Genomic DNA, 23,073 nt, shown 5'->3' with positions numbered 1-23,073 from the left:
TCAGAAGGATTGCGGCGCGATGACGGCGTGTTGTCAGCAGGTTTGCTGACCCATCCAGCCTTCCAGCTCCGCCCGCCACGCATCGGGCAGCGGCTTCGGGCGACGGGTCTGCCGGTCCACATAGACATGGACGAAAAAGCCCTCGGCGGCGGCGCTGTCCTCGCCATGCTTGAAGATGGCGATTTCATAGCGCACCGAGCTTGAGCCGATGCGCGCCACGCGCACGCCCGCTTCCAGCGGATCGGGGAAGGCGGTGGCGGCGTGATAGCGGCAGCCGGTCTCCACGACGAGGCCGATGGTCTCGCCGTGTTCGATGTCCAGAAGCCCCGCCTTCGCAAGCCGCCGGTTCACCGCGGTGTCAAAGAAGCCGTAATAGACGACATTATTGACGTGACCGTAGACATCATTGTCCGCCCAGCGGGTCTCGATAGGTTCGAACTGGCTGAAATCCGCCCGCGTCGCCGGGGCCTGACGCTCCGAACTCACAGGATTTCCTCATACATCGCAACGATGGAGGCGTAGGTCATCTCGCGCGGATTGTTGGGCAGCAGGCGATCATTGGCCGCTACGTCCTCGGCCATTTTCGGCACGTCATTATGGCTGATGCCCAGTTCCGACAGGCGACGCTCGATGCCGACGGCCTCGGCGATGCGGTCCATCTCGTCGATCAGGCCGCTGGAGCCGGGCTTGAGGCCCAGATGCGCTGAAATTTCCGCATACTGAGTTTCAGCCTCGGGCGCGTTATAGCGCAGCACCGGCGGCAGCACGACGGCGTTGGAAAGCCCGTGCGGCACATGGAACATGCCGCCCAGCGGATAGGCCATGGCGTGCACCCCGGCGCAGGGCGAGTTGGAGAAGGCCTGACCCGCCAGCATGGCGCCCAGCAGCATGTCGCCGCGCGCTTCGCGATCCGAGCCATCTTCACACGCGCGCAGGATCGAGCCGTGCAAGAGCTTGAGCGCGGTCAGCGCCAGCGCGTCCGACATCGGGTTTTTCGAGCGGCGATTGGTATAGGCCTCGATGGCGTGAACCATGGCGTCAATGCCGGTATAAGCGGTGGGATGCCTGGGCAGGCCCAGCGTCAGATCGGGGTCCAGGATCGCCATGTCCGCATACAGAGGATCGGCTGCGATCCCGCGTTTGGAGGTCGCGCCCGTGGTCAGAACCGCCACATTGGTCACCTCAGAGCCGGTGCCGGCGGTGGTGGGCAGCAAGATCAGCGGCGGACGAGACGCGCGCACCTGCTGCACGCCATACATATTGGACAGCGATTGCTCGCCTGACAGCAGCAGGGCGACGACTTTCGCCGTGTCCATCGGGCTGCCGCCGCCAAAGCCGATCACGGCCTCGGCGCCGAATTCCTGGCCTTCCTGCACCGCTTCAAACACCGTGCTTTCAGGCGGGTCGGCGACCACCTTGTCATAGACATGCACCTTGAGCCCGGCGTCTTTGAGCCCCGCCAGCGCCGCATCCGCCAGCCCGGCCTTCAAAACGCCCTGATCGGTGACGAACAGGATGCGTTTCGCGCCTTTCAGCGCCGGGGCGGCGGTTTCGGCCAGGCGCGCGCTTGAACCTGCTTCAAACAGGGTTTTGGGGACCGTGGTGAAGGTGAAAGCGGTGGTCATGGCGGTCGGCTCCTCCCGTATGCGGGCTCGGACTGCGCGGATGCGTCGCGTGTGATATGAGCAGGGTCTCTTTCAGCAGACCCTTGAAACAGGCACAGTATGCCTGTTCTTTGCGCGCAGACCAGCCTGACCGGCCAGCCAGAGGAGGCGACGATGCTCGACGAAGTTTCCACATCGATACCGGATATGGGGCGCGCCTATTATGACCCCCTCGTGCAGGATTCAGGCAATGGCCTGACCGGGCCGGGCGGGGCGCTGCACCGCTACGCGATCCGTCCTGAAGGCTATCGTCTGGGCGATGAGGATTTCATCTCCGAGAGCTGGCAGCTCAAGCGCCAGCCTGACTACACTCCGGCCGAACACGCCCGCTGGCGGCTCCTGTTTGAGAACCAGCGCAAGATGCTGCCCGGTCGGGCCTGCAAGGACTTCATGGAGGGGTTCGAGCAACTAGAGCATCTGTTCAAGGACGGCATCCCGAGCTTTGACGACATCAACGCCATCCTGAAACCGGCCACGGGCTGGACGGTGGTGCCGGTGCCCGAGCTGATCCCCGACAATATCTTCTTCTGGCATCTGGAAAACCGCCGCTTCCCGGCGGGCGTCTTCATCCGCGGCGGCAATCCCAAGACCAAGAAGGTCAAGGACGCCAATCAGGGCCGCGCGCCGGAATTTGTCGAATACACCGCGGTGGAGGATGACCTCTTCTACCTGCAGGAGCCGGACACCTTCCACGACATCTTCGGCCATGTGCCGATGCTGATGAACCCGTTCTTCGCCGATTACATCCAGGCCTATGGCGCGGGCGGCCGTCGGGCGATCGAGTATAACCGGCTGAAGAATTTCGGCTCGGTCTACTGGTACACCGTCGAGTTCGGCCTGATCATGGAAGAGGGCGAATTGCGCGTTTACGGTGCCGGCATCTTGTCGAGCCCGGATGAAACCCTGTTCTCGCTGTACTCAGACAGCCCGCATCGCATCAAGATGGTGCCTGAGCGCGTCATGCGGACGGACTATGTGATCAGCGATTTTCAGGAAACCTACTTCGTCGTGGATTCCATCAAGGCGCTGTATGAAAGCACCGCTGGTCGCGACTTCACACCAATCTACAAGAAGCTGCCGGCGGGCTTCACCTACGCGACCACCGCCGCCCTCGACACCGATGTGATCGTCACCGAAGGCACGCAGGAATACAAATTCTGCGGCGGCAAGGGCAAACCCCGCGCGGCTGCGCACATGGAAGCCATCCGTGAGGCGCACAAGCGGTAGAGCGAGGACCGTTCTGATGGAATGTCGTTTACGGCGCTTCGGAACGGTCATCGGTCGTCATTGATCAGGACCAGATAATGGCGGAAGACAGAGAGACCCGTATTCTTCAGCAAGAGTACGATCATATGTGGAGCTACTATAATAAGATCCACGAAAACAATCAGAAGCTCTATGATAATTTCTTCAGGGCCGTGTCCGTTTTCGGCGCTCTGATTGCAGTGTCTGCCGCCATCCTGAATTTTGAAGCTATTGATCTTGGCTTGCCTTTCCAGATGCTTCTGGTGGGTGTCGTCTCCTTTGGGGTGATCGGCCTGGGGCTGGTGGGTCACAATTCCCTGATCACCTTTGCCAGGGAAGTCGGGAACAGCCAGATCTATCTGGAAAACATGAAGCAAATCCGTAAGCATCTCTGGGAATCAACACCGGCCATAAAGTCCTCCGGCATAGAGCCGATACATGAGATGCGGGTTGTGAAGGCGCCGGAGCACACGGGGCGTGTCTCTGATTCTCGCATTCTCATATTTGTGGCCTTGAATTCGATCATCTTCACATCTGGAGTTTTCACATTCTGCTATGCAGCGCTCTACTCTGCGATGCTGATCTTTGGCGATGATTCCGCTAGCGCTGCCAGTGTGGGTCGCGCCTCTCTCGGTTCACTTGCCACCAGCGCACTCTTTTTTCCGGTCGTCTTTTTCGTGGAGCGAAACGCAACCTTCCGTGCGCGTGATGTGTATTTCCGCGAACGCATGCCTGACGCCGCTGGTCGCTAGAAGCATTGTCGCCGCGCTCCAGTTTCTGCGTGGGGAGGCGGATGTCTCAAGGCGTTTCCAAGAAAAAGCCCCGGCGAGACGCCGGGGCTTTCGTGTTTTGGAGAGGGGGTGAACCCTACTCCATCGTCGGGATGATGAAGGCCTGGTCAGACACTTCGCCGGTGGGCCAGCGCTGGGTCACCGTCTTGATCTTGGTGAAGAAGCGCACGCCTTCCATGCCGTGCTGGTTGGCGTCGCCGAAGGAGGACCGCTTCCAGCCGCCGAAGGTGTGATAGGCCACCGGCACCGGGATCGGCACGTTCACGCCCACCATGCCCACATTGACCTTGGAGGCGAACTCGCGCGCCGCCAGGCCGTTGCGGGTGAAGATCGCCACGCCATTGCCGTACTGGTGTTCGCTGGGCAGCTTGGCGGCTTCCTCGAGGTCCTTGGCGCGCACGATCTGCAGCACCGGGCCGAAGATTTCTTCGCGATAGGTCTTCATCTCGGCGGTGACATGGTCAAACAGGGACGGGCCGATGAAATAGCCCTTCTCATGGCCTTGCAGCTTGAAGTTCCGGCCGTCGATCAGCAGCTTCGCGCCTTCGTCGACGCCCATCTGGATATAGCCTTCGACCTTGTCCTTGTGCGCCTGGGAGACGACCGGGCCGTACTGGGCGTCGGGATCGGTGGAAGCGCCAGGGGTCAGCTTCTCGATCTCGGGGATCAGCTTTTCCAGCAAGCGGTCGGCGGTGTCATCGCCCACAGGAACCGCGACGGGCAGCGCCATGCAGCGCTCGCCGGCCGAGCCATAGGCGGAGCCCACAAGGTCCTGCACGACCTGATCAAGGTCGGCGTCTGGCAGGATGATGCCGTGGTTCTTGGCGCCGCCCATGGCCTGCACGCGCTTGGCGTTCGCCGTGCCGCGCGAATAGACGTATTGGGCGATGTCGGAGCTGCCCACAAAGCTGACCGCCTTGATGTCAGGATGATCAAGGATCGCGTCGACGGCTTCCTTGTCGCCATGCACCACATTCAGGATGCCGTCGGGCAGGCCCGCTTCGGTCATCAGCTCGGCGAGACGCACCGGAACGGAGGGATCTTTCTCGGACGGCTTGAGAATGAAGGCGTTGCCGCAGGCGATGGCCACGCCGAACATCCACATCGGGATCATGGCGGGGAAGTTGAACGGGGTGATGCCCGCCACCACGCCCAGCGCCTGACGCATGGAATAGACGTCAATGCCGGGGCCGGCGCCTTCGGTGTACTCGCCCTTCATCAGATGCGGCACGCCGCACGCAAACTCGATCACTTCCAGGCCGCGCTGAATGTCGCCCTTGGCGTCGGCGACGACCTTGCCGTGCTCCGTTGACAGCAGCACCGCCAGCTCCTCCATGTTCTCTTCGAGCAATTGCTTGAACTTGAACATGACGCGGGCGCGGCGCTGGGGGTTCACCGCAGCCCAGGCAGGTTGCGCCGCCTTGGCGATGGCGACCGCCTCATCCATTTCCTTGACGCTGGCGAGTGCGACCTTGGCCTGAATCTCGCCGGTATTGGGGTCATAGACATCACCAAAACGGTTTGAGCCGCCGGGCGCGGCCTTGCCATTGATGAAATGGTGAATATCGCGGTGTGCGGACATGAGGCTTCCTCCATCGGCCGGTCTTGGGTGGACGCCGGCGCGTGTGGTTATGATCTGGGCTGGGTTTAACGCCCGGCAGGGCGGCTTGTCGAGCGTCCAGCAGAGGATGTGAGCGCTAGCGGGTCGACAGGCTGGCGGGTTGTCCCTGGGCGGTCTCTCCACTCCAGCCCTCTTCGGCGAAAACGCCGGAGAACACTGTCGCGCCGCTCGGGTCGAACAGGCTCAGCGTGCGCGCCGTGTCAGAATAGCTCCAGAACGCCGTGGCGGACACGCCAGACGGGCAATTGGGCATGGCGGTCGCAAAGCCTGAGGCGTCGCGTTGATCAAGATTGGTTTCAGGCAGGGGCGCGGCGGTCGCGTCCAGCAAGATCTCGCAGCTTTGCGACGCTGTTGACAGCGTATAGACGCCGCCTTCGGGCGGGGCCGCTTGCAGGAGCAGGCTGAGACTGATGAAGGCGAACAGCATGAAACGCTCCTGGTGCACAAAATCTGGCCGGATGGCTTGTGAATTCATCGTATCAGAGCCGCTGTCAGAGTCACCCGACAGGACCATAAAGGCTATGCAGGCCTGGAAGGTCCGCACTCGGATTATCTGACGCTGGGGAACCAGGCCTGTGTGCGATTGGCCAGGGCGACCAGCGACAGCATGACCGGAACCTCCACCAGTACGCCCACGACGGTCGCCAGCGCCGCGCCGGAGTTCAGCCCGAAGAGCGAGATCGCCACCGCCACGGCGAGCTCAAAGAAGTTTGACGTGCCGATCAGCGCGCAGGGGGCGGCGATGTTGAACGGCACCCGCGCGACATAGGCCGCAGCGTAGGCCAGGGCGAAAATTCCATAAGACTGGATCAGCAATGGAACCGCGATCATGGCGATCACGACGGGTTGCGCGAGCAAGGTCTGTCCCTGAAAACCGAACAGGATCACTACTGTGGCGATCAGTCCTGAAATGGAGAGCGGCTTGACGCGGGCTGTGAAAGCGCGGACCGCCGCATCGCCTTCCACGGGCGGACGCTTTCGGGTCAGGACGTATCGCATCAGCGCGCCTGCGGTCAGGGGCGCGACCACATAAAGCCCGACGGAAAGCAGCAGCGTGCTCCAGGGCACGCTCACCTCGGTCACGCCCAGCAAGAGCGCCACGATAGGGGCGAAGGCGAACACCATGATCACGTCATTGGCCGCGACCTGAACCAGGGTGTAGTTCGCGTCGCCTTTGGTCAGTTGCGACCATACAAAGACCATCGCCGTGCAGGGCGCCGCGCCGAGAAGGATCAGCCCGGCGATATAGGCCTGGGCGTCAGCAGGGTTGAGGAAGGGGGCGAACACAAACTCAAAGAACACCACTGCGAGGCCCGCCATGGTGAAGGGCTTGATCAGCCAGTTCACGACCAGCGTGATGGCGAGGCCTTTGGGGCGGTCGCCGATCTGACGCAAGCTCGCCAGATCAATATTCACCATCATCGGAAAGACCATCAGCCAGATCAGAACCGCCACCGGCAGATTCACATTGGCGATCTGGAGGCTGGCGAGCCAGGCGAATCCCTGAGGCGCTGCGACGCCCAGCCCGACGCCAATCAGAATGGCCGCGCCGACCCAGACTGACAGCCATTTTTCGAAAACCCCGATACCGCCTGGCGCGGTCTCTGCCGGTGTCTGATTCATGCTCATGACGACGCGCCTTCATGAGCGGCGCGCAGTATGGCGAGCCGGTCTTTAGGGGCAGCCGTCATGAGTCCGGCGTCCAGACAGGTCTGGATGCGGGATTTGAGCGCCTGGAACGTCGCTTCGAAGGCGGCTTCCGCCTGTGGACCATCCGGGGCGGTTGCGGGGTCCGGCAAGCCCCAATGCGCTCTCACTGGCGCGCCGGGCCAGATCGGGCAGGCTTCAGAGGCGGCGCTGTCGCAAACCGTGATCACCACATCAATCTCGGGTGCATCTTCGCCCTCAAACTCGGACCAGCTTTTGGAGCGTAATCCTTCAGCTTTGAGGCCGTGGCGGCGCAAGATCGACAGCGCGTACGCGTTGGGGCTTCCCGTGGGTTTTGAGCCCGCGGAATACGCGGTAAGCTGTTCGCCGCTCAGTGACTCCCAGAGCGCCTCCGCCAGGATTGAGCGAGCGGAATTGCCGGTGCAGAGGACGAGAAGGTTCATCGCAGGATCCCGATTTGCGCGAAGCTGGAGAGGGTTTATGATTGATCCTCTTATATTTCAGGAATAGTTGAAATGAAAGAGTCGACCTTGGCCTCAGAGATCGCCGCCAGCCAGTTCGCCGCCCTGGCGCATGAAACGCGCCTGATAGTCTTCCGTACCGTGATGAATGCGGGTCCAGAGGGCGTGTCAGCGGGTGATCTGGCGGTCAAGGCGCAAGTGACGCCCAGCAATCTGTCCGCCCATTTGACGGTTCTGGTATCTGCGGGCTTGCTGGATGTGCGTCGGGATGGACGGCGGCGATACTATTTCGCGGCGCTGCCGGCGGTGCGCGGTCTGCTCAATTTCCTGATCATGGAATGCTGCGACGGCAATCCGGACGTGTGCGACTTGCAGGTGTCTGAACTGACGGGCTTGCATAAAGAGGCCTGCTAGGCGTCCATGCCCAGATGACCGGGACGGACCTGACCCAAAGCCATGTGGTGGACCAGCTGATTGAGGAGCGGGCGGTGCGCCTGTCCGCCAATCCCTGGGCCTGGCCGCTGATCAAACGCGTCTTCTATCCCTTGCTGGGGTATCAAAGGGCGCGCTCGATCGCCGACGCCCTGGTCGCGAAATCGGGTCGCGAGGCGATGGACTGGGCGCAGGATTTCCTCAGCATGAGCGCCAGTGTGGACGGTCTCGATCATGTGCCCGAGACCGGCCCCTGCGTGATCACGGCGAACCATCCCGGCGGTATTTCAGATGGGATCGCCGTGTGGCAGGCGCTGAAAGCCCGCCGTCCGGACATGGTGTTTTTCGCCAACCGCGACGCGATCCGGGTCTGCGAAGGTCTGGCGGATGTTGTGATCCCGGTGGAATGGCGGTCCGGCCATCGCAACCGCGAGAAGACCCGCGATACGCTCAAGCGCGCCATCACCGCCTTTCAGGACGGGCGGTGCGTGGTGGTGTTTCCGGCGGGGCGGATGTCGATGTGGGATTGGCGCACCCTGTCGTTGCGCGATGAGAGCTGGCAGCCCACCGCCGTCAGCCTGGCGCGCAAATTCAAGGCGCCGATCATCTCGCTGGGGGTGAAACAGCGCATGTCGCTGTGGTTTTACGGCCTGGGTCTGATCCACGAAGAACTGCGCCATATGACCGTGTTTCACGAACTTCTGGCCAAGAAAGGCGCGCACTACCGGTTGAATTTCGGAGCGCCCCAGGATCCGCTGGCTCTGGCCGGTGACGAACAGGTGGCGAGCGAGACCTTGCGGCTGTGCAGCCAGGGCCTCGCCCGCACCGCCTGAAAATCCGTTCTCTTTTGGTCCAGTTGATCTAAACTCCCCCGCGAGGGAGACAGTCATGCGTGCAGATAGCTATCTCAAGCGTTTGATGGCGGACCTTGATCGTTGGGTTCAGGATGGGCTCGTTGATGCGCAGACCGCGAAAGCGCTCGGCGATCATGCCCGTGCGCAATCCCCATCGACCCCGTCCTCTCCCATACTGGCCAGTCTGGCCGGGCTGGTCATCGGACTGGGCGTCATCACCGTAATAGCGGCGAACTGGTCTGCACTGACCGGTATCATACGGCTCGGGCTGGCCGCTTTTCTGATCAGCGCCGCCATGCTTGCAGCCGGTTACCTGCGCGATCGCGCACTGTATCTGGCGTCCAACATCACCGCCGCCATCGCCGTTTTGCTGGCGGGTGGGGGCGTGATTGTCATCGGCCAGCTCTATCACGCCAGTTCCACCAGCTCGGCGTTCCTGAGTCTGTGGACCCTGATCGGCCTGTTGATCACAGTGATGCTGCGCGCGCCCCTGGCGGGCGCGGGGACAGCGCTTCTGGCCTTGCTGTGGAGCCTGTTTCACTTTGGTGAAACCGGTGAACTCACGCGCCTGCCTGAACCGATCTGGGTGATCCCTGTGCTGGTCGGTCTAGGCGCGCTGGGATGGACATGGCGATCTTTGGGTCTGCTCAATGTTGTGTTCCTGACCGTGATCATCTGGGTCAGCTGGAATGTCGTTGAGCTGTTTCTGGATGAGTTCAGAGCAGAAGACGATATCCGGGTGGCCTATGCCCTGGCGGCTCTGTGGGCGGGTCTCGCCCTTGTCTCAGAGGCGCTCGCCCGCTCCACAACGGTGTTCTCCCTGAGAAGTTTTTCGGGCTGGGCGAGCTGGGCCGCCATGGGTTTCTTGCTGGCTGGGCTGGGAACTGAGCGGGTGCTCAATAGTGACATCATGATGGGAATCGCTGCGTTCAGCCTGGCGATTTTCGCGGGTCTGACCGCGTACGGCGCGGCGCCCGGCCGACGCTGGCTACGCGGCGCCGGCGTGTTCGGTTTCATCGGCGCCGCGATCATTCTCTTCACCTATTCCACAAACCTGGTCACGGCCGGCGTCACCCTGATCGTGTTTGGCGGCGCGCTGGTTGCATTGTTGATCGTGACCAACCGCATGCTCGTGAAAGCCCGGGAGCAGGCGTCATGATCAAGGTCTCTTTCCTGGCGCGCGCCGCGATCGGTCTGGCTGTGATCCTGGGCGGTCTGGGCTGGATGGCCCTCACCCATGAAACGGCTCGGTCGTCAGGGCGTGAAGTGATCCTGCAGACCAATCCGGTGGATCCGCGCGACGTGTTCTTTGGCCATTACGCCATCTTGAATTATCGCGACTTTGGCGACAGGGACGTGTCCGCGCCCTGGCGTGATCCGAGAGACTTTCAGACCGGCGAAACCGTTTATGTGGCGCTCAATCCCTCAGAGTTGTTCGCGATGCCCGGCGCTGTCTTCGCAACCCGCGAAGAGGCGACAGCAACAGGCGCGCCGTTCCTGAAAGCGGAACTGGTCGAAGCCTACGCCCCTGAAGGCGAAGAGCCGGAGGTCTTCTGGGTTCGTTTTGACCTGCCCAGCCAGTATTTCGCTGACCCTGAAACGGCGATCGCACTGCAGGCCGATTTTCAAACGGCGAACGCGATGCAAGGTCGGCGGGATCGGTGGGAAACCTGTCGGGACCTCCAGCACACCGCGCCTGACCAGTTCGAACAGTCCTGGATGTGCGAGGATTTTGACCTTGCCGATGAACCTCGGGCGGACATTCCGGAGTACGGGGTGATCCTGTCTGTCTCCGATCAGGGGGAGGCTGTGATCAAGGGGCTCTATCTGGATGGTCAGTATGTCTATGACAGCCTGACCGGGCCCCGACTGACATTAGAGCGCGACGCGTAGACACAAAAAACGCCCCGATCATCAGACCGGGGCGTTTGATCGTCAGCGATGGCGCAGGCCTCAGGCCTGACGCTCGACCATCAATTCCTTGATCTTGCCGATGGCCTTGGCCGGGTTCAGGCCTTTCGGGCAGACATTGGTGCAGTTCATGATGGTGTGGCAGCGATAGAGCTTGAACGGGTCTTCAAGATCATCGAGACGCTCACCGGTCGCTTCATCGCGGCTGTCGGCGATCCAGCGATAGGCCTGCAACAGGGCGGCCGGACCCAGATACTTGTCCGAGTTCCACCAGTAGGACGGGCAGGAGGTCGAGCACGAGGCGCACAGAATGCACTCATACAGGCCATCAAGCTCTTCGCGGTCTTCCTGGCTCTGTTTCCATTCCTTCTCAGGCTCCGGCGTATCGGTCTTGAGGTAAGGATTGATGGATTCAAGCTGGGCGTAGAATTGCGTCAGATCCGGGATCAGGTCGCGGACCACCGGCTGGTGCGGCAGCGGGGCGATGGTGATGGCGCCCTTGTGCTCGTCGATGCCGTTGGTGCAGGCGATGGTGTTGCGCCCGCCGATATTCATGGCGCAAGAGCCGCAAATGCCCTCGCGGCAGGACCGCCGGAACGCCAGCGTGGTGTCGATCTCGTTCTTGATGAAGAACAAGGCGTCCAGGATCATCGGGCCGCATTTGGAGGTGTCGACGTAATACGTGTCCCAGGACGGATTGTCTCCGGTCTCGGGATCGTAGCGATACACCTTGAAGGCGCGCAGGTTCTTCGGGTCGGCGTCGTCGGGCTTCGGCCACACCTTGCCCTTTTTGACCTGAGAATTTTTCGGCAGCGTCAGTTGGACCATGGGGTCGTTCCCGCTTTCTTGAAGCCTGTGAGCGTTGGCGGGGTCTTAGTAGACCCGCGCCTTCGGCTCGATATAGGCGATGTCGTTGGACAGGGTGTGTTCGTGAACCGGACGGTCATCGAGTTTGACCGAGCCGTCTTCATTGATCCACGCCAGGGTGTGCTTCATCCAGTTCTCATCGTCGCGATCCGGGAAGTCCTCGCGCGCATGGGCGCCGCGGCTTTCCGGACGCGCCGCCGCGGAATTCACCGTGACGGACGCCTGGGCGATGAGGTTTTCAAACTCCAGCGCTTCAACGAGATCGGTGTTCCAGATCATGGAGCGGTCATTGATGCGGATGTCGCTTGCGCCCTGATAGACGTCGGCGATGCGCTTGACGCCCTCATCCAGGATGTCCTGGGTGCGGAACACGGCGCAGTTTTCCTGCATGGCGCGCTGCATGTCGAGGCGCAGGGTCGCGGTCTTGGTGCCGCCATCGGCGTGACGCATCTTGTCAAAGCGCGCGAGCGTGTCGGCGCCGGCGTTTTCAGACAGCTCAGGCTGGCTGGCGCCGGCCTCCACCGTCTCGCCGCAGCGCAGACCGGCGGCGCGGCCGAACACCACGAGGTCGATCAGCGAGTTCGAGCCCAGACGGTTGGCGCCGTGCACGGACACGCAGGCCGCTTCGCCCACCGCCATCAGGCCTTTGACGACCTTGTCGGGATCGCCGCCGACCTTGGTCAGCACTTCGCCGTGATAATTGGTCGGGATGCCGCCCATATTATAGTGGACGGTCGGGATCACCGGGATCGGCTCCTTGGTCACGTCCACGCCTGCGAAGATCTTCGCGCTTTCTGAAATGCCCGGCAGACGCTGGGCCAGAATGGCGGGATCAAGGTGATCGAGGTGCAGGTGGATATGGTCGCCATGCTCGCCCACGCCGCGGCCTTCGCGGATCTCCATGGTCATGGAGCGCGAAACCACGTCACGGCTGGCGAGATCCTTGGCGCTGGGCGCGTAACGCTCCATGAAGCGCTCGCCCTTGGAGTTGGTCAGATAGCCGCCCTCGCCGCGTGCGCCTTCGGTGATCAGGCAGCCCGCGCCGTAAATGCCGGTGGGGTGGAACTGGACGAACTCCATGTCCTGCAGCGGCAGGCCCGCGCGCAGGACCATGGCGTTGCCGTCGCCCGTGCAGGTGTGCGCGGAGGTGGCGGAGAAATAGGCCCGGCCATAGCCGCCGGTCGCCAGAATGGTTTTCTGGGCGCGGAAGCGGTGCAGCGTGCCGTCGTCGAGTTTCCAGGCGGTGACGCCGACGCAGGCGCCGTCATCATCCATGATCAGGTCGAGCACGAAATACTCGATGAAGAACTCGGTCGCGTGGCGCAGGGACTGACCATACAGCGTGTGCAGGATGGCGTGACCGGTGCGGTCGGCGGCGGCGCAGGTGCGCTGCACCGGGCCTTCACCGAAATTCTTGGTCATGCCGCCAAAGGCGCGCTGGTAGATCTTGCCGTCTTCGGTGCGCGAGAAGGGCACGCCCCAGTGCTCAAGCTCGTACACGGCTTTCGGCGCGTGGCGGCACAGATATTCGATGGAATCCTGATCGCCCAGCCAGTCTGACCCCTTGACGGTGTCATACATGTGCCAGCGCCAGTCATCCTCACCCATATTGCCGAGCGAGGCGGAGATGCCGCCCTGGGCCGCAACGGTGTGCGAGCGGGTGGGAAACACTTTCGAGATGCAGGCGGTCTTCAGACCTTCCTGCGCCGCGCCGAGCGCCGCACGCAGGCCGGACCCGCCTGCGCCGACCACGACGACGTCGAAAGTGTGATCAATCCATTCATATGCGGACATTGATTATCGTCCTTCTTAACTTGCGATCGCCAGCACGGCGTAAAGGGCGGCGATCCACAGGCCGGCTGCGATCAGCGTGTTCGCGCTCAGCAGAAGGGCCTTGGTCACCGGTTTATGGATGTAGTCCTCGATCAACGTCTGGAGACCCAGGCGCATGTGATAGAATGTCGCAGTCAGGGTCAGCAGCGTCAGGATGGCGCCGAGGGGCGAACCGATCCAGGCGCGGGCGGTTTCATAGTCAGCGCTGGGCAGGCTGGCGATGGACCAGACGAACAAGGGGATCAGAACCACAAGCGCCAGGGCGGAGACGCGTTGGGCGATGAAGTGGCCGACGCCGGATTTGGCGGAGCCAAGACCGCGGGCGCGGGCGAGCGGGGTGCGAAAATCGCTCATCAGATAATCCCTCCAGCCAGGATCCAGATGCCCACCGTCACCATGATGGCGGCGGCGATGATGATCATTGAGCGCTGATTGGAGCCTTTGGGGTCGAAACCCTTGCCCAGATCCCAGACCAGATGCCGGACGCCGTTAAACAGGTGATAGACCAGCGACAGGGTGAAGCCGAACAGGGCCAGCTTGACCAGAAGACCCACAGGGCCGGCCATCAGGTTTTCAAACACAGCGTAGGCGTCAGGTCCGGCGGCCAGAAGCACCAGCCAGACGGTGATCAGAATGGCGCCGATATAATTGATGGAGCCGCTGGCGCGGTGAAAGATCGAGGACGCCATGGTGGCGTGCCAGCGCCAGACTTGAAGATGCGGCGACAAGGGTCGTGGATCGACGGATTGATTGGCCATGGAAGGGCCCCCACTAATTTAAATCATTAGCCCCGTCAGCTCGGAACTCGGGCGTGACAATAATCCGCACCGGGTTAACGTCAACGCACACCAAAGTGTGGAATGCTGCTGTGTTTGCAAACGGTTCTTAGTTGCGCGCCCTGTGCGCGAACTGGACTTGCCCTGCAGGCCCGGCGATTGGGGAGAGAGCATGTCTGAAAACCACAGCGTTCTGATTACAGGCGCTTCCACCGGCATCGGTTATGCCAGCGCTAATTACTTGTCAGACAAGGGGTGGCGCGTTTTTGCAGGCGTGCGCAAGGCCGAAGACGCGGCGCGACTGAGCGCGGAACTGGGCGACAGCGTGCATCCGGTGATCTGTGACGTCACCGATGCAGACATAATAAAATCAGCCGCTGAGCAGGTGCGGCAAGATTTGGCGGGGCAGACGCTCACCGGTCTCGTCAATAATGCCGGAATCGCGGTCGCCGGTCCGCTTCTGCATTTGCCGCCTGAAGAGATGACGCGCCAGCTCGATGTGAACGTCACAGGGCAATTGCGCGTGACCCAGGCTTTCGCGCCGCTACTGGGCGGCGAGAAGGGTTTCACCGGCGAGCCGGGCCGGATCGTCAACATTTCCTCGGTGGCGGGGTTTCACGCCATGCCGATCCTGACGCCCTACGCCTGCTCGAAGTTCGCGCTGGAGGCTTTCACCGAAGGCCTGCGCCGGGAGATGATGCTGTACGGGATCGACGTGGTCGCGATCAATCCGGGACCCATCAAGACGCCGATCTGGGACAAGGCGCAGGAGCTTGATCCCGAGCAATATGGCCAGACCGATTTCATCAAGGCCATCCACCGGCTTTTGAAGTTCACGCTCAATAGCGCCGAGAACGGCCTGCCGCCCGAGCGGGTGGCCCAGGCGATCCATGCCGCGCTGACCGATACAAAGCCCAAGCTCAACACGGTTGTGACCCCGACGCCGATTCAAGGTCTGATGCTGAAGCTGATGCCCAGACGCATGGCGGACAAGATGATCACCTCGCAATTGGGCCTGAAGCGCTTGAACTGATCGCCAATGAGCGACACTCTCCCCGCATCAATTCGGGGAGAGGTTTCACTTATGCGCCTTGTTTTAGCGTCTATCGCAGCGTTGGTCCTGGCCGCGCCGGCCTTCGCCACGCCGACAGAAGACTTCCGAGAGCTGATCGCGGACTATGAGGCGTTCACCGCCGAGCGTGATCTGGGCGCTCGGGCGCGGCAGGGCGATCTGGAGGCCGCCGCCTCCTGGCCGGATATGAGCCTTGAGGCGATTGAAGCCTGGGATGCGGGCATGGCCGGGTTCGATGAGCGGATCGACGCCATCGACCCTGCGGACCTGCCTGCGGATGAGCAGGCGAATTATGCCGTGCTATCTTATGAGCTGGACAGTGCGGTCGCGGTTCCCTGGGCCACCACGGCGATGATCCCGTTCACCAATGATAGCGGGTTTCATACCAACGCCAGTTTTGCAGCGCTGACCACGCGCGTGCGCTCTGTGGAAGAAGCCGAAGCCTGGATCGCCAAGCTCAATGCCTTGCCCGACTATCTGGGCGAGCAGCAAGCCTGGCTCACGCGCGGGATCGAGACCGGCTTCACCCAGCCGCGCGCCATTCTGCAAGGCGTTGCGGACCAGATCGAGGCTCAGATCACGCCTGTCGGCGAGAGCGAGCTTCTGACGCCGATCCGCAATCTGCCCGAGACAATTCCGGCGTCTGAGCGCGAGCGCCTGATGGCGGAAGCGACCGAGGCGGTTGAAACCTCTGCGCTGCCGGCCCAGCGTGACTTGCACGCCTTCTTCACCGAAACCTACATGCCCGCGGCTCGCGACAGCCTGGGCGCGCGTGATCTGCCGGGCGGTGAAGACCTTTATCGGGCGCTTGTGCAACAGCACACCACGCTCGATCTGACGCCGGAAGAGGTGCACGCCCGCGGTCAGGCCGAAGTGGCCCGCATACGCGCCGAGATGGACGCCGTGATCGCCGAGACCGGATTTGACGGCGACTTCGCTGAATTTCTCGACTTCCTGCGCACCGATCCGCAGTTTTACGCCCAGTCCGAGCGCGAGCTGATGATGGCGGCGTCCTATCTGGCCAAAAAGGCCGATGACGCCATGCCGGCCTTTTTCCACCATTTGCCGCGTCTGAGCTATGGCGTGCGGCCGGTGCCGGCGGCCATTGCGCCCAACTACACCACGGGCCGGTATTGGCCGGGTGATGCGGAGAGCGGTCAGGCGGGCGGCTATATGGTCAACACCTACCGCCTCGACCAGCGCCCGCTCTATGAATTGCCGGCTTTGACCGTGCACGAGGCGGTGCCGGGCCATCACCACCAGATCGCCATCGCGCAAGAACTTGAAAACGTGCCCGAGTTTCGAAAGCAGGGCTATATCACCGCGTTCGGTGAAGGCTGGGGGCTCTACACCGAGTTTCTGGGCGTCGATATGGGCATGTATGAAACGCCCTATGAGCATTTCGGTCGCCTGACCTATGAAATGTGGCGCGCTTGCCGGCTCGTCGCTGACACCGGCATCCACTGGTATGGCTGGAGCCGGGATGAGGCCGAGGCGTGCTTCCTTGAGAACTCGGCGCTCGCACCGCTCAACATCACCAATGAAGTCAGCCGCTATATCAGCTGGCCCGGCCAGGCTTTGGCCTACAAGACCGGCGAATTGCTGATCCGCGAACTGCGCGCGGACGCTGAAAGCCAGCTGGGCGAAGCCTTCGACCTCGCCGCTTTCCACGATCGCATTCTGGACGAAGGCGGCGTGCCGCTGGGCTATCTCGAAAACAAGATGCGTGCCTGGATCGCGGATCAGGGGGCCTAGTCGGTTTTAGGGGGCGTTGTCGCTCGGGTCACCGGGCGCAACGCCCCTTACGCTTCCGGTTCATTCCGGATCTGGAGGCGTTCATGCATCACCCCAAAACCCACCCCCTGAAGGCGTCGGTCATCGAGGTGACGGACGCGTCCGAGTATGTCTCCGCGATCAAGACCGTGAACCGGGGCGAGGGATCGGCCATCGATGTGGTGGAGTCCTTCGCGCTGACGGCGTCCGCGCCGTCCTTCACGCGGTCGGCCAAGCTCTATTCCAGCACGGGCGCCAGCATTGACGCCAAGGGCTATAGCGCTGTCGAAGTGGTGGGGGAGGGCGTCAACCTCGACCTCAGCCTGACCATCGAAGGGACGGGTTTCACCCAGGTTTTTCAAGGGCAACTGACCGGCCTTGAGGGCGGACAAATCCATGACGCCCTGCTGGTCCAGGGCGGTGCTCTGAACGTGCCCAGCGGGGAAAGCTTCACCGTCACCGGGCAATTGGAGGCGGTCTCCAAGGGCGCGGTCGGGGTCGGCGGCGTGCTGAACGCGACCAACCCGCTGACGATCTCGAACGGCGGTCTGATCGTCACCCAGACGGGCCAGCAACCGTGCGCCATCACTCAGACCCTCATCGCCGATCAAGGCACGATCGTGGGCCTGAACCCGAACTCCACCCTGACCGTGGAGGGGCTCAGCCTCAGCGACGATTGTGTGATTGAAGCGGTGGATGCCAGCTCCACCATATTGTCGACGACGCCGATCCTGCTGGCGCCGGACAATCCTTCAAAAATCGCACGCATGGTCGCGGTGAACGCCTCAGCGGTGACCTTGAAACCGGGCGGGGTCTATCAAGGCTGCGGCGCGACGACGGGCGGCGGCGCAGGTCAGCAGGTGCGCGTGGACACGCTTTCAAACCAGGGCGGCGTGGTTGAGCTGGGCGGGCATGGCGCGCTGAAATGCACGCGATTTGACCAGACGGATGGCATGATTTCCATGACGCTGACCGATTGTCAGGGCGAGGGGCCGACGCTGGTCGTGGATGAGGGCGGCGCCGTCACCGGCGGCGCTTTCATCATCAAGGGGCCGGGCGCGCGGGCGGAACCACCGGCCCATGCCGTCAAGCTGCCGCTGGTGGTGACCGTTTCGGGCAATAGCCTGCCTGACCAGCTTAAAGCCATCGCCCAGCTCAAGGCCTTTCCCGCCAGCGTGAGGGCGTCTTTGTCGGTTGAGTCTGAAAATGCCCTGGTGCTGACCCTGACGCCGGTCTGATTGATGTCTGTCCTGGCGTTCGCCTAAGGCTGAAACAAGGGTAGAGAGTCATGGTCAATCGGGCGGCGCTCGAGCCAGGCCAGCGCCTCATCCATGGCGTCAAAGAGGCGGATGGACAGATCGCCTTGTGAATCGGGGAAGAACAGCGGCCAGAGTTCCAGCATGGGTTTAAGCCCAGCGGGCACATCAACGAAGGCAGACCTTATTGCGTGTTCTGGCGCGCGCTCTTGCAAGGTGCGCTGTCGCTCAATCGCATGATCCACGAGCGTAGTATGATCGATATCTGCGCTGACATCAGCATCAAACAGGGTCAGCAGATCATAGCTGGCAGGAAACTGCGGATTTCGAAACAGCGTCAACACACGATCGAGATCATCGCGAATTAGCTGCCCCGTATTGAGAAACACAATCAGGCGCTGGGGATGATCTATGCGCGTCGAAAAAGGCATTTACGTCTCGTCTGTTTGGAAGCTGCTCAATTGAACGCGTATAATGATATAACCTGAAGCGATCAGGTTTGTATGCGGCGGCAACAAAAAACCCCGGCGGATCGCTCCGCCGGGGTTTGTCGTGCTCGCGATGTAAGACCGCTTACGCCATGGCGCGCTGGCGCAGGACGTAGTGCAGGATGCCGCCATTATTGACGTAATCGAGCTCGTTCTCGGTATCGATCCGGGCCAGAAGCTCGGTGGATTTCTTCGACCCGTCAGCAAACGTGATCTCGAGGGTCACCTGGCTGCGCGGCTTGATTCCTTCAATGCCCTTCAGCGAGATGGTCTCCTTGCCGGTCAAGCCGAGGGACGACCAGCTTTCGCCGTTCTGGAACTGCAGCGGAACCACGCCCATGCCCACGAGATTGGAGCGGTGGATGCGCTCGAAGCTCTCGCAGATCACGGCTTTGACGCCCAGAAGGCGGGTGCCTTTGGCCGCCCAGTCGCGCGAGGAACCGGTGCCGTATTCCTTGCCGCCGAAGACCACCAGCGGGGTGTCCGCCTCGGCGTACTTCATGGCTGCGTCATAGATCGGCATTTCTTCGCCGGACGGCTGCAGCTTGGTGACGCCGCCTTCCACGCCCGGAACCATCTGGTTCTTGATGCGGATATTGGCGAAGGTGCCGCGCATCATCACATCGTGATTGCCGCGGCGCGCGCCATAGGAGTTGAACTCGCGCGGTTCTACGCCTTTTTCCTGCAGGTAGAGACCTGCCGGGCTATCGGCCTTGATCGAGCCGGCCGGGGAAATGTGGTCGGTGGTGATCGAGTCGCCGAACAGGCCCAGAATGCGGGCGCCGTCGATGTCTTTCGGCGGGGTCACTTCGGTGGTCATGCCGGTGAAGAAGGGCGGGTTGGCCACATAAGTGGATTCCGGCCAGTCATAGGTCAGGCCGCCAGACGTCTCGATGCCCTGCCACATGGCGTCGCCCTTGAAGACGTCGGCATAGCGCTTGGCGAACATGTCCGGGGTCACGGCAGAGCGCACCACGTCGGCGATCTCGGCGGAGGTCGGCCAGATGTCCTTGAGGTAGACCGGATTGCCGTCGGCGTCTTCACCCAGCGGATCGGTCGCCACATTGATGTTCATGGTGCCGGCGATGGCGTAGGCGACCACCAGCGGCGGGCTGGCCAGATAGTTGGCGCGGACATCCGGGCTGACGCGGCCTTCAAAGTTGCGGTTGCCTGACAATACGGACGTGGCCACCAGATCGCCGTCCTTGATGGCTTTGGAGATCGGCGCCGGCAGCGGGCCGGAATTGCCGATGCAGGTGGTGCAGCCATAGCCCACCAGGTTGAAGCCCAGCGCGTCCAGATCGTCCTGGAGGTTGGCTTTCTCCAGATAGTCGGTGACGACCTGGGAGCCCGGCGCCAGCGAGGTTTTCACCCATGGCTTGACCTTCAGGCCCTTCTTGAGAGCGTTGCGCGCCACAAGACCGGCGCCCAGCATCACGGACGGGTTTGACGTGTTGGTGCACGAGGTGATTGCGGCGATCACCACATCGCCATGACCGATGGAGAAGTCTTCGCCTTCGACATTGACGCGCTTGGCGGCTTCATCAGCCTTCTTGAACTCGTCCTTGAGGACATTGGCGAAGGCGTCAGCCGCGACGTCGAGCGCCACGCGGTCCTGCGGACGCTTGGGGCCGGCCAGCGACGGCACGACGCTGGACAGGTCCAGCTCCAGCGTGTCGGTGTAGACCGGCTCATCCTTGCGCTCGGGGCGGAACATGCCTTGCGCCTTGGAGTATTGCTCGACCAGCTGGACGCGGTCTTCGTCGCGGCCGGTGGCGCGCAGATAGTCCAGCGCCTCGTTGTCGACCGGGAAGAAGCCGCAGGTGGCGCCGTATTCGGGCGCCATGTTGGCGATGGTCGCAGCGTCTTCCAGCGACAGGGTGTCGATGCCGGCGCCGAAGAATTCCACGAACTTGCCGACCACGCCTTTTTTGCGGAGCATTTCCACAACGGTCAGCACCAGGTCGGTGGCGGTCGCGCCTTCCGGCAGTTTGCCGGTCAGCTTGAAGCCGACGACTTCGGGGATCAGCATGGAGATCGGCTGGCCGAGCATGGCGGCTTCGGCCTCGATGCCGCCCACGCCCCAGCCCAGAACGGCCAGGCCGTTGACCATGGTGGTGTGGCTGTCGGTGCCCACAAGCGTGTCGGGATAGGCGTAGGTGACGCCGTCTTCGTCCTTGGTCCAGACGGTCTGGGCCAGGTTTTCAAGGTTCACCTGGTGGCAGATGCCGGTGCCCGGCGGGACGACGCGGAAATTGTCAAACGCGCTGGAGCCCCATTTCAGGAATTCATAGCGCTCGCCATTGCGCTCGTATTCGCGCGAGACGTTTTTCTCAAAGCTGTCGTCATGGCCGAAGTAATCCACCATCACAGAGTGGTCGATCACCAGATCCACCGGAACAAGCGGGTTCACCGATTTCGGATCGCCGCCCAGAGAGGTGGTGGCGTCGCGCATGGCGGCGAGGTCCACAACAGCCGGAACGCCGGTGAAGTCCTGCATCAGCACGCGGGCCGGGCGATAGGCGATTTCATGGCTGGATTTGCCGGTCTTGGTCCAGGCCGCGACGGCTTCGATGTCGGCTTTGGTGACGGTGCGACCGTCTTCAAAACGCAGCAGGTTTTCCAAGAGGACCTTCAGCGTGTAGGGCAGCTTGGAGGCGCCGTCGAGGCCGTTCTTCTCGGCCTCTTTCAGATCGAAATAGGTGTAGGTCTTGCCTGCGACCGTCATTTCGCGACGGCACTTGAAGCTGTCCAATGAAGCCATGTTTGGTCCTCGTTGTCGGGCCTGGCCGCCGCGGCTGAGAGAGGGTGCGGGCGGTCCTGGCGGAGTGTCATGCGCGATCACATGACGGAAAGGGTTTCGCGCGGGTTTTAATACTGTCTGCGCTGCGCTGCAATGCGGGCGAATGTCGGAGATGCGTCTATCTGCTTTATCGCAACGCATTCGCAATTCGTGACAGGCTAGGAATGAGTGCGATAGGAGGTCTGTGAAGACCTGCGACATCTCAGCCTTGGACCCGTGGTCCAAGTGAGGCTAAGTCATCAGGTGATGACCCCCGCCGCTTTCCATCCTGAACCGATCATCGTCTCTGATCTGCGCCTTGAGCGCGGGGGGAAAGCCGTGCTGACCGGGTTTTCGCTGACGGTCGAGCCGGGCGAGGCGCTGGTGCTTCTGGGGCCGAACGGGTCGGGCAAGACGACGCTTTTGCGCGCCCTGGGCGGGCTGGTGCGGCCCTTGAGCGGCGAGATCAGGCTGGACCCGCAAACGGTCGCCTTTCTCGGCCATGCGGACGCGCTCAAGCCCTCTGAAACCGTCGAGCAATCGCTACAGTTCTGGGCGGGGCTTTATGGCGGCGACGCCAGCCAGCTAGACGCCGTCATGGTGCGAATGGCGCTGGCGCATCTGGCGCGGCGGACCTGCGGGACATTGTCGGCGGGGCAGAAACGACGCACGGCGCTGGCGCGGATCGCGCTGTCAAACCGCTCGGTCTGGCTGCTCGATGAACCCGCCGCCCCGCTAGATGCGCGGTCGCGCGAACGGCTCGCGGCTCTTGTGAAATTCCATTGCGCCGCGGGCGGGATCGTCATCGCCGCCACCCATGTGGATCTGGGCTGGGAGGGCGCACGGGTCGAGGATTTGCGCACCGCCCCCACAAAAACCGGGGCGGGTGTGGGATGAGCGCGATGATGGCGATCTTCAGCCGCGAGCTGCGTCTGGCGTTCGCCGGCGGCGGCGGGCCGGCAGGACCGGCAGCGTTTAATCTCGCCGCTTTGGCGTTGGCGCCTCTGGCCATCGGTCCGGATGCAGAGACCCTGCGGGCGGCCGGGCCGGGCGTCATCGCCTTTGCAGCCTTGCTGGCCACCTTGCAGCCCGCCGAGCGGATATTCAGCGAAGACGCTTCAGACGGCACGCTCGAGCTTTATGCCTTGTCGCCGGTCGGACTGGCCCTGGCGGTGTTCATGAAGACGCTCGCTTTCATCATCGCGGTGTTCTGGACCATGCCGTTTCTGGCGTTCATCGGGGGGCTCGCCTACGGACTCGACGCCTCTTCAGCCTTCGTGCTGGCGTTGGGCCTGGCGATCGCGGCGCCGGGACTGGCGTTCATCGCCGCCTTTGCGGGCGCGCTGGCGGCGGGATTGAAGCGCGCGGGGCTGTTGATCGCACTGATCGCCGCGCCCTTGCAGGTGCCGCTTCTGGTGTTTGCGTCGGGCGCTGGGCGGGCGGCGATGGACGGGACGGGGCTTGCGGGCCCAAATCTGATGATGGCGCTGGCGGGTTCGCTCGCCGCTCTGGCGCTGGCGCCGCTTGGCGCTGCGGCGGCGTTGAAAGCCCGTCTGGAATGATATTGCTTGCGGCTCAG

General features: G+C 62.4%; 23 protein-coding genes. 11 read left to right on the top strand and 12 right to left on the bottom strand.

From position 1 onward, the window contains the following. Positions 1–33: 33 nt before the first annotated feature. Together B3M53_RS11185 and B3M53_RS11180 are read right to left on the bottom strand one after the other, a co-directional pair. Complete coding sequence (locus tag B3M53_RS11185; protein WP_273020292.1) at positions 34–486, bottom strand: acyl-CoA thioesterase; 453 nt, start codon at positions 484–486, stop codon at positions 34–36. Next, positions 483–1,625 carry an iron-containing alcohol dehydrogenase gene (locus B3M53_RS11180; protein ID WP_273020291.1) on the bottom strand — a complete coding sequence of 381 codons (1,143 nt, stop codon included), beginning with the start codon at positions 1,623–1,625 and terminating at the stop codon, positions 483–485. Before B3M53_RS11180 ends, B3M53_RS11185 begins: the two co-directional genes overlap by 4 nt. Positions 1,626–1,778: 153 nt before the next feature. Between B3M53_RS11180 and B3M53_RS11175 the strand changes: the two genes are divergently transcribed. Continuing rightward, positions 1,779–2,891: a phenylalanine 4-monooxygenase gene (locus B3M53_RS11175; protein ID WP_273020290.1), complete on the top strand. Its 1,113-nt coding sequence runs from the start codon at positions 1,779–1,781 to the stop codon at positions 2,889–2,891. Between the two features lie 77 nt (positions 2,892–2,968). Further along, positions 2,969–3,661: a hypothetical protein gene (locus B3M53_RS11170; protein ID WP_273020289.1), complete on the top strand. Its 693-nt coding sequence runs from the start codon at positions 2,969–2,971 to the stop codon at positions 3,659–3,661. A 115-nt stretch (positions 3,662–3,776) separates the two neighbouring features. Here the strand turns inward: B3M53_RS11170 and B3M53_RS11165 are convergent, their stop codons facing one another. The 4 genes from B3M53_RS11165 to B3M53_RS11150 all read right to left on the bottom strand — a co-directional run bounded on the left by B3M53_RS11165 (position 3,777) and on the right by B3M53_RS11150 (position 7,432). After that, the gene (locus B3M53_RS11165) at positions 3,777–5,282 is read right to left on the bottom strand and encodes a CoA-acylating methylmalonate-semialdehyde dehydrogenase (protein ID WP_273020288.1); all 1,506 of its coding nucleotides are present in this window, start codon (positions 5,280–5,282) and stop codon (positions 3,777–3,779) included. Positions 5,283–5,397: 115 nt separating this feature from the next. Further along, positions 5,398–5,748 carry a hypothetical protein gene (locus B3M53_RS11160; RefSeq protein ID WP_160092782.1) on the bottom strand — a complete coding sequence of 117 codons (351 nt, stop codon included), beginning with the start codon at positions 5,746–5,748 and terminating at the stop codon, positions 5,398–5,400. 122 nt (positions 5,749–5,870) lie between these two features. Further along, positions 5,871–6,950, bottom strand: coding sequence for an ACR3 family arsenite efflux transporter (arsB, locus tag B3M53_RS11155; RefSeq protein WP_273020287.1), 1,080 nt, complete (start codon positions 6,948–6,950; stop codon positions 5,871–5,873). Next, positions 6,947–7,432 carry an arsenate reductase ArsC gene (locus B3M53_RS11150; protein WP_273020286.1) on the bottom strand — a complete coding sequence of 162 codons (486 nt, stop codon included), beginning with the start codon at positions 7,430–7,432 and terminating at the stop codon, positions 6,947–6,949. The genes arsB and B3M53_RS11150 overlap by 4 nt, the downstream gene beginning before the upstream one ends. A gap of 72 nt (positions 7,433–7,504) precedes the next feature. Here B3M53_RS11150 and B3M53_RS11145 point away from each other — a divergent pair, with 72 nt between their 5' ends. The 4 genes from B3M53_RS11145 to B3M53_RS11130 are packed head-to-tail and all read left to right on the top strand — an operon-like array spanning position 7,505 to position 10,629. Continuing rightward, positions 7,505–7,864: an ArsR/SmtB family transcription factor gene (locus B3M53_RS11145; RefSeq protein ID WP_273020285.1), complete on the top strand. Its 360-nt coding sequence runs from the start codon at positions 7,505–7,507 to the stop codon at positions 7,862–7,864. Positions 7,865–7,878: 14 nt separating this feature from the next. Next, positions 7,879–8,715: a 1-acyl-sn-glycerol-3-phosphate acyltransferase gene (locus B3M53_RS11140; protein WP_273020284.1), complete on the top strand. Its 837-nt coding sequence runs from the start codon at positions 7,879–7,881 to the stop codon at positions 8,713–8,715. Positions 8,716–8,770: 55 nt separating this feature from the next. Further along, complete coding sequence (locus B3M53_RS11135) at positions 8,771–9,895, top strand: DUF2157 domain-containing protein (protein WP_273020283.1); 1,125 nt, start codon at positions 8,771–8,773, stop codon at positions 9,893–9,895. After that, entirely contained in the window at positions 9,892–10,629 is a 738-nt protein-coding gene (locus B3M53_RS11130; RefSeq protein ID WP_273020282.1) for a GDYXXLXY domain-containing protein, read from the top strand. Before B3M53_RS11135 ends, B3M53_RS11130 begins: the two co-directional genes overlap by 4 nt. Positions 10,630–10,689: 60 nt before the next feature. Here B3M53_RS11130 and B3M53_RS11125 read toward each other — a convergent pair whose 3' ends face one another. The 4 genes from B3M53_RS11125 to sdhC are packed head-to-tail and all read right to left on the bottom strand — an operon-like array spanning position 10,690 to position 14,105. Then, positions 10,690–11,475: a succinate dehydrogenase iron-sulfur subunit gene (locus tag B3M53_RS11125; RefSeq protein WP_160092775.1), complete on the bottom strand. Its 786-nt coding sequence runs from the start codon at positions 11,473–11,475 to the stop codon at positions 10,690–10,692. A 45-nt stretch (positions 11,476–11,520) separates the two neighbouring features. Continuing rightward, positions 11,521–13,308 carry a succinate dehydrogenase flavoprotein subunit gene (sdhA, locus tag B3M53_RS11120; protein ID WP_022700674.1) on the bottom strand — a complete coding sequence of 596 codons (1,788 nt, stop codon included), beginning with the start codon at positions 13,306–13,308 and terminating at the stop codon, positions 11,521–11,523. 15 nt (positions 13,309–13,323) lie between these two features. Continuing rightward, on the bottom strand, positions 13,324–13,701 hold the full coding sequence (gene sdhD, locus B3M53_RS11115; protein WP_022700673.1) for a succinate dehydrogenase, hydrophobic membrane anchor protein: 378 nt from the start codon (positions 13,699–13,701) through the stop codon (positions 13,324–13,326). Further along, positions 13,701–14,105: a succinate dehydrogenase, cytochrome b556 subunit gene (sdhC, locus tag B3M53_RS11110; protein WP_273020281.1), complete on the bottom strand. Its 405-nt coding sequence runs from the start codon at positions 14,103–14,105 to the stop codon at positions 13,701–13,703. Before sdhC ends, sdhD begins: the two co-directional genes overlap by 1 nt. A gap of 190 nt (positions 14,106–14,295) precedes the next feature. Between sdhC and B3M53_RS11105 the strand changes: the two genes are divergently transcribed. The 3 genes from B3M53_RS11105 (at position 14,296) to B3M53_RS11095 (ending at position 18,206) form a co-directional block, all read left to right on the top strand. Continuing rightward, positions 14,296–15,156: an SDR family oxidoreductase gene (locus tag B3M53_RS11105; protein WP_273020280.1), complete on the top strand. Its 861-nt coding sequence runs from the start codon at positions 14,296–14,298 to the stop codon at positions 15,154–15,156. 51 nt (positions 15,157–15,207) lie between these two features. Then, positions 15,208–16,950: a DUF885 domain-containing protein gene (locus tag B3M53_RS11100; protein ID WP_273020279.1), complete on the top strand. Its 1,743-nt coding sequence runs from the start codon at positions 15,208–15,210 to the stop codon at positions 16,948–16,950. Between the two features lie 83 nt (positions 16,951–17,033). Next, entirely contained in the window at positions 17,034–18,206 is a 1,173-nt protein-coding gene (locus B3M53_RS11095; protein ID WP_273020278.1) for a hypothetical protein, read from the top strand. Between the two features lie 23 nt (positions 18,207–18,229). Here the strand turns inward: B3M53_RS11095 and B3M53_RS11090 are convergent, their stop codons facing one another. Both B3M53_RS11090 and acnA read right to left on the bottom strand, forming a co-directional pair. Next, on the bottom strand, positions 18,230–18,655 hold the full coding sequence (locus B3M53_RS11090) for a hypothetical protein (protein ID WP_273020277.1): 426 nt from the start codon (positions 18,653–18,655) through the stop codon (positions 18,230–18,232). 142 nt (positions 18,656–18,797) lie between these two features. Continuing rightward, positions 18,798–21,476 (bottom strand): aconitate hydratase AcnA, encoded by a 2,679-nt coding sequence (gene acnA, locus B3M53_RS11085; protein WP_273020276.1) that lies wholly within the window; start codon positions 21,474–21,476, stop codon positions 18,798–18,800. Between the two features lie 285 nt (positions 21,477–21,761). Here acnA and ccmA point away from each other — a divergent pair, with 285 nt between their 5' ends. Together ccmA and B3M53_RS11075 are read left to right on the top strand one after the other, a co-directional pair. Next, positions 21,762–22,391, top strand: coding sequence for a heme ABC exporter ATP-binding protein CcmA (ccmA, locus tag B3M53_RS11080; RefSeq protein WP_273020275.1), 630 nt, complete (start codon positions 21,762–21,764; stop codon positions 22,389–22,391). A gap of 8 nt (positions 22,392–22,399) precedes the next feature. Beyond that, on the top strand, positions 22,400–23,056 hold the full coding sequence (locus B3M53_RS11075; RefSeq protein ID WP_273020274.1) for a heme exporter protein CcmB: 657 nt from the start codon (positions 22,400–22,402) through the stop codon (positions 23,054–23,056). The last annotated feature ends 17 nt before the right edge of the window (positions 23,057–23,073 follow it).

Source organism: Oceanicaulis sp. UBA2681 (assembly GCF_002354675.1).
Classification (GTDB): domain Bacteria; phylum Pseudomonadota; class Alphaproteobacteria; order Caulobacterales; family Maricaulaceae; genus Oceanicaulis; species Oceanicaulis alexandrii.
The sequence above is the reverse complement of the archived record's forward strand: the minus strand, read 5'-3'. Positions and strand labels throughout refer to the sequence as shown.

Excerpts from the sequence above, each read along its gene's own strand:
- acnA (WP_273020276.1), bottom strand. The coding sequence starts at position 21,476 with ATGGCTTCATTGGACAGCTTCAAGTGCCGTCGCGAAATGACGGTCGCA.
- B3M53_RS11100 (WP_273020279.1), top strand. The coding sequence starts at position 15,208 with ATGCGCCTTGTTTTAGCGTCTATCGCAGCGTTGGTCCTGGCCGCGCCG.
- sdhD (WP_022700673.1), bottom strand. The coding sequence starts at position 13,701 with ATGAGCGATTTTCGCACCCCGCTCGCCCGCGCCCGCGGTCTTGGCTCC.
- sdhA (WP_022700674.1), bottom strand. The coding sequence starts at position 13,308 with ATGTCCGCATATGAATGGATTGATCACACTTTCGACGTCGTCGTGGTC.
- B3M53_RS11135 (WP_273020283.1), top strand. The coding sequence starts at position 8,771 with ATGCGTGCAGATAGCTATCTCAAGCGTTTGATGGCGGACCTTGATCGT.
- B3M53_RS11160 (WP_160092782.1), bottom strand. The coding sequence starts at position 5,748 with ATGCTGTTCGCCTTCATCAGTCTCAGCCTGCTCCTGCAAGCGGCCCCG.
- B3M53_RS11145 (WP_273020285.1), top strand. The coding sequence starts at position 7,505 with ATGAAAGAGTCGACCTTGGCCTCAGAGATCGCCGCCAGCCAGTTCGCC.
- B3M53_RS11140 (WP_273020284.1), top strand. The coding sequence starts at position 7,879 with ATGACCGGGACGGACCTGACCCAAAGCCATGTGGTGGACCAGCTGATT.
- B3M53_RS11125 (WP_160092775.1), bottom strand. The coding sequence starts at position 11,475 with ATGGTCCAACTGACGCTGCCGAAAAATTCTCAGGTCAAAAAGGGCAAG.
- arsB (WP_273020287.1), bottom strand. The coding sequence starts at position 6,950 with ATGAGCATGAATCAGACACCGGCAGAGACCGCGCCAGGCGGTATCGGG.
- ccmA (WP_273020275.1), top strand. The coding sequence starts at position 21,762 with ATGACCCCCGCCGCTTTCCATCCTGAACCGATCATCGTCTCTGATCTG.
- B3M53_RS11165 (WP_273020288.1), bottom strand. The coding sequence starts at position 5,282 with ATGTCCGCACACCGCGATATTCACCATTTCATCAATGGCAAGGCCGCG.
- B3M53_RS11175 (WP_273020290.1), top strand. The coding sequence starts at position 1,779 with ATGCTCGACGAAGTTTCCACATCGATACCGGATATGGGGCGCGCCTAT.
- B3M53_RS11075 (WP_273020274.1), top strand. The coding sequence starts at position 22,400 with ATGGCGATCTTCAGCCGCGAGCTGCGTCTGGCGTTCGCCGGCGGCGGC.
- sdhC (WP_273020281.1), bottom strand. The coding sequence starts at position 14,105 with ATGGCCAATCAATCCGTCGATCCACGACCCTTGTCGCCGCATCTTCAA.
- B3M53_RS11130 (WP_273020282.1), top strand. The coding sequence starts at position 9,892 with ATGATCAAGGTCTCTTTCCTGGCGCGCGCCGCGATCGGTCTGGCTGTG.
- B3M53_RS11105 (WP_273020280.1), top strand. The coding sequence starts at position 14,296 with ATGTCTGAAAACCACAGCGTTCTGATTACAGGCGCTTCCACCGGCATC.
- B3M53_RS11090 (WP_273020277.1), bottom strand. The coding sequence starts at position 18,655 with ATGCCTTTTTCGACGCGCATAGATCATCCCCAGCGCCTGATTGTGTTT.
- B3M53_RS11170 (WP_273020289.1), top strand. The coding sequence starts at position 2,969 with ATGGCGGAAGACAGAGAGACCCGTATTCTTCAGCAAGAGTACGATCAT.
- B3M53_RS11095 (WP_273020278.1), top strand. The coding sequence starts at position 17,034 with ATGCATCACCCCAAAACCCACCCCCTGAAGGCGTCGGTCATCGAGGTG.
- B3M53_RS11180 (WP_273020291.1), bottom strand. The coding sequence starts at position 1,625 with ATGACCACCGCTTTCACCTTCACCACGGTCCCCAAAACCCTGTTTGAA.
- B3M53_RS11150 (WP_273020286.1), bottom strand. The coding sequence starts at position 7,432 with ATGAACCTTCTCGTCCTCTGCACCGGCAATTCCGCTCGCTCAATCCTG.